Raw genomic sequence first — 4,436 nt, 5'->3', positions numbered from 1 at the left:
GCTTCTTTAACCGCCTCAAGCACTATCGCGGCATTGCAACACGTTACGACAAAAACCCGGCCAATTTCCTGGCTGCTGTCAAACTCATCGCTGTCCGCATCTGGTGCATCACTTTATGAGTCTACGCCGTAGCATGGCACATCGGAAACCGCCATTTGGCGGCGGAAATCTCGGCGGACCGCATCTTGATACTCCGTGATCACGTCATCAAGTCGATGCTCATCGGCCTAGGTGCCAGCGTAGAGGAAATTGAGGCGCCATTTGAGCCTGTCCGCGGGGCGTATCACAACTCCAGTCATAGTCACGCACACCACGATCACGATCACGATCACGATCACGATCACGATCATCACTAATTCACCACACACTATTTCTATATAAGTTTACAGTCGGGGCATTCATCATGGCATCAAAAAATGGTCCTCTCCGTGTCGGCATCGGCGGCCCGGTTGGTTCAGGAAAAACAACTCTTACGGAAAAACTTTGTCGGCTATTGCGACACCATTTTTCGATTGCGGTTATAACAAACGATATTTACACAAAGGAAGATGCTCTCATACTTGCACGCCGCCAGGCGCTATCGGAAGATCGCATTATGGGCGTGGAAACAGGGGGCTGCCCCCATACCGCCATTCGAGAAGATGCTTCGATCAATCTTCAGGCTATTGCCGAAATGAATCGCAAATTTCCCGATCTGGATATTGTTTTTATTGAATCCGGCGGAGACAATCTTGCCGCAACATTTTCTCCCGATTTGGCTGACATAACCCTTTACGTGATTTCGGTGTGCCAAGGTGAAGAAATTCCGAGAAAGGGCGGCCCGGGCATAACTCGCTCGGACTTTCTCGTAATCAACAAAAGCGATCTTGCTCCCCACGTCAATGTCGATCTTGCCACCATACAGAGCGATGCCGAACGCATGCGATCAGGGAGACCTTTTGGCTTTACAGATCTTGTACGCGGTCATGGCTTATCTCAAATCGTTGACTTTCTGATTGAAAATGGTGGTTTAGATCCTATTCGAGAAGTTTCTGGTGCAAATAGGGTTTGATAATCGCGGCTGTGCGCAGAGCCGCGATCTCATCTCTGGGGTGGACGGAGCGATGCTCCATAGAGGCAGGCGATTTAGAAATTTTAGAATACGTTACCGCAGCAGAAATCATTTGTTTAGCTGGGGCGCCCAGGCATTAGACTTGAGATTACAGCGCTTGCGCGAGGTAGTCGTATTCGGATAAACGACGTCTGAGAAAGCCTCGGTGAAGTATAGTCGCTGAATCGGGGAATGATGTTTTGATTAAACGCTGCACCCATACTGCGTTGTAATGAGGAGGCACTCCGATGGGACTGATTGGAATTTTATTAGGTCTCGCTCTTCTGATGTGGTTTGCATATCGGGGCTGGAGCGTTCTTTTACTTTCACCAATCGCCGCTCTTCTCGCGGCTTTCATTGCCGGTGAACCATTACTGGCCCATTGGACATCAACCTATATGGGTGGCACGGCGAGCTTTGTCGCACGATGGTTCCCTTTGTTCTTGTTAGGTGGGATCTTTGGAAAGCTGATGGATGACAGCGGTTCCATAACGTCGATCGCCAGACATCTGACCAAAAGACTTGGCGTGAAAAGAACAATGCTCTCTGTGGTTTTGGCATCTGCCGTTGTTACATATGGCGGCGTCAGTGTCTTTGTCGCATTTTTCGTTCTGGTCCCTATGACACGTGAAATGTTTAAGGCCGCCAATATCCCAGCACGTCTGATGCCGGCGGCGATTGGTCTTGGTGCATTTACATTCACAATGTCAGCGATGCCCGGCACGCCATCTACAAATAACGCGATACCAATGCCTTACTTCGGCACAACAACTTTCGCCGCCCCAGGCCTTGGTATTATTGCATCTCTGATAACGCTTGCTTTTGGTATGTGGTGGCTTCAGCGTGCACAAGCCAAAGCTCAACTCGCGGGTGAAATTTATATTGAAGATCCCGGCGATATAAAAATTACAGAAGAATTGCGCGAAAAGTCAACACTTTCCGGCGACTTTGACCCGGCAGAGTTAAATCATGGCGTACGCGCAAACGAGATCCCCCCTTTCTTTTTCGCACTGCTTCCGTTGCTTGTGGTCATCGTCGTCAACTTCCTGATGGCATTGATTATTTTGCCAAGAGTTGACTTTTCCTTTCTTGAACAAGCGCCTTGGAACATTGATGTTGCTTCCTCAATTGGACTATGGGCGGTATTAATCGCACTCACAACAGCGATATTGACGCTCATCGCAGTCAACTTCAAAAGACTTGGTTCCATCAGAGAAAGCCTTGACGCCGGAGCCAATTCTTCAGCACTACCAATCCTCACAATAGCAAGTCTCGTTGGTTTTGGAGCAGTTGTTGCTGCGATGCCAGCATTTGCTTTGGTTCGCGATGCTGTACTGGAGGTTCCTGGAGGCCCACTTGTGTCGCTCGTGGTAGCGATGAATGCGCTCGCCGCTTTGACTGGAACGGCTTCTGGCGGCATGGCAATTGCGCTCAACGCGCTCGGGGACGAATATATGCGATTAGCTCTCCAGTATGGAATTGATCCAGCGCTCATGCATCGCCTAACAGTTATCAGCGCCGGAACCTTGGATGCTTTGCCACATAACGGTACTGTATTGCTGCTTTTGCAGATCAGTAAGCAGACCCATGCTTCCAGTTATTTCGATATGGTCATGACCGTGATTGTGGGTGTCATTATCTCGCTTGTTGCAGTCTTTATCCTTGGATCAATGTTTGGCTCATTCTGAGCCAAACCTTCCAGCGACAAAGGATAATATTAATGCACCGATCAGATCGGCACCACGATGAAGCCTATGGGATAAAATGATCAATATATGCCCCTCAATAACGGTTGATAATGCTTCAGCCCACGCACTGTCCACATCTCAACCAAATGCTGATGCGATGTTGCATATCTTGCGGCTTGTCAGCCCAAACCTGCCCGTAGGCGGCTTCTCCTATTCGCGTGGGTTGGAATGGGCCATTCACGCTAACATTATCCGAGACGAAAAAAGTTGCTCATCATGGATACTTGGCGTGCTTGAGAGCAGCTATGCATCTCTAGATGGTGCATTTTACTGGCGAATGGCCAATGCTCTGATGATTAGTGACGACACAGCGTTCAGGGCACTCAATGACTGGCTTGCTGCGAGTCGGGAAAGCCGGGAGCTTGAAATGGAGGACCGGCGTATGTCGGAATCCCTATTGACCGTTCTCGCGCAACTCGGTGTTCGGCAAGCAGCTGACTTTCTGAGCGTTGAGCGTCCAAGCTATCCAGCGGCATTTGCAATCGCAGCGCATCATTGGACTATCCCTGCACGTGAAGCGCTACGGGGTCTTATGTGGTCAGTGGTAGAGGCACAAGTTATGGCAGCAATTCGCCTTATACCGCTGGGCCATCTGGCAGGGCAAAGAATATTGATAGCGGCCGTACCTGCAATAGATGCAGCGGTTCAAAAGTCTTGTGAGTTAACCGATGACGAAATTGGCAATGTCGCACCATTTATGGCGATGGCCAGTGCATGGCATGAAACTCAGTATAGTCGCTTATTCAGATCATAACTTAAGCTTTTCGGGTGCTTAATGCACTTCCGAGATAAGAAACACCCGCGATCAATAATGCTATGCCAGCGATTGAGCCTGACGGGAGCTCTCTCGTCAGCGGAAACTTAAGAATGAGAAGAACACTGGCCGTAATTGCGATAAGTCCTGACAGGGCGAACCACCACCAGCCGCTCTCAGGTCTAATCTTGAATGACATTGCAATTTGCAGGAAGCCATGAACAAACACGACAATGGCGATCAGAAGCGTAATTGCAAGCGCACCTTTAAGCGGGTTGAGATAAATCATTACCCCGCCAACCAGCTCTACGGCACCAGACAACTCCTGCCAGACAAAACCTGCCCAGCTTTTCACCCAAAGTGACTGAATAATCTTGACGACACCAATGCCCATCAAGACGACGCCAAAGATTGTGCTCGCAGCAAATTCGGAAAACACGGGTAGAAGCAGGCATAGAGTTCCACCCGCGATGAGCAATATGCCAAGGCCAAAAAAGCCAATCCACTTTCGCTGTTCGATGACTTTGCGGTCCATTTTGAACTGGTCGCGATTATCCATTGTCATAAACCCGAATCCAAAAACATGCTTTATAATTCTTTAAAGCGTAATACTTCGAAGACAAGCAAGAATACCATTCCTTTAGATTATAAAAATCAGGCGATGTGCAGATCATTGTGCTGGCAGATCATTTTCGTCCTCAAGTTTTGCCCAGCTCGACGATACAATATTTAGCCGCAAGCTCAACTGCGTCACCACCCCCTCGACCATGCGGTCCCCCTCTTTGCCCGCAAAAAGCGTTGTTTCCACCTCCACATCATTGCTTCCCTCCAGTCGATGACTTCG

4 protein-coding genes and 2 pseudogenes are annotated in these 4,436 nt (G+C 49.2%); 5 read left to right on the top strand and 1 reads right to left on the bottom strand.

Going from position 1 to position 4,436, the window contains the following annotated elements:
* The 5 genes and pseudogenes from ABE527_RS21455 to ABE527_RS21435 form a co-directional block, all read left to right on the top strand.
* Positions 1–119: pseudogene (locus ABE527_RS21455) on the top strand (IS5-like element ISRhru5 family transposase); the annotation flags it as partial.
* A gap of 9 nt (positions 120–128) precedes the next feature.
* Positions 129–356: pseudogene (locus ABE527_RS21450) on the top strand (urease accessory protein UreE C-terminal domain-containing protein); the annotation flags it as partial.
* Positions 357–403: 47 nt separating this feature from the next.
* Complete coding sequence (ureG, locus tag ABE527_RS21445) at positions 404–1,051, top strand: urease accessory protein UreG (protein ID WP_499695724.1); 648 nt, start codon at positions 404–406, stop codon at positions 1,049–1,051.
* Positions 1,052–1,338: 287 nt separating this feature from the next.
* Entirely contained in the window at positions 1,339–2,778 is a 1,440-nt protein-coding gene (locus ABE527_RS21440; protein WP_499695694.1) for a GntP family permease, read from the top strand.
* Between the two features lie 157 nt (positions 2,779–2,935).
* A complete protein-coding gene (locus ABE527_RS21435) occupies positions 2,936–3,592 on the top strand; it encodes an urease accessory protein UreF (RefSeq protein WP_499695696.1) in 657 nt (218 codons plus the stop codon).
* A gap of 1 nt (position 3,593) precedes the next feature.
* On the opposite strand, the gene ABE527_RS21430 is transcribed toward ABE527_RS21435, so the two are convergent.
* Entirely contained in the window at positions 3,594–4,157 is a 564-nt protein-coding gene (locus ABE527_RS21430) for an HdeD family acid-resistance protein (protein ID WP_499695693.1), read from the bottom strand.
* Between the last annotated feature and the right edge of the window lie 279 nt (positions 4,158–4,436).

Origin of the sequence: Brucella sp. TWI432 (genome assembly GCF_039674445.1) — a bacterium.
Classification (GTDB): domain Bacteria; phylum Pseudomonadota; class Alphaproteobacteria; order Rhizobiales; family Rhizobiaceae; genus Brucella; species Brucella chromiisoli.
This window is presented reverse-complemented; position numbering and strand designations above follow the sequence as displayed.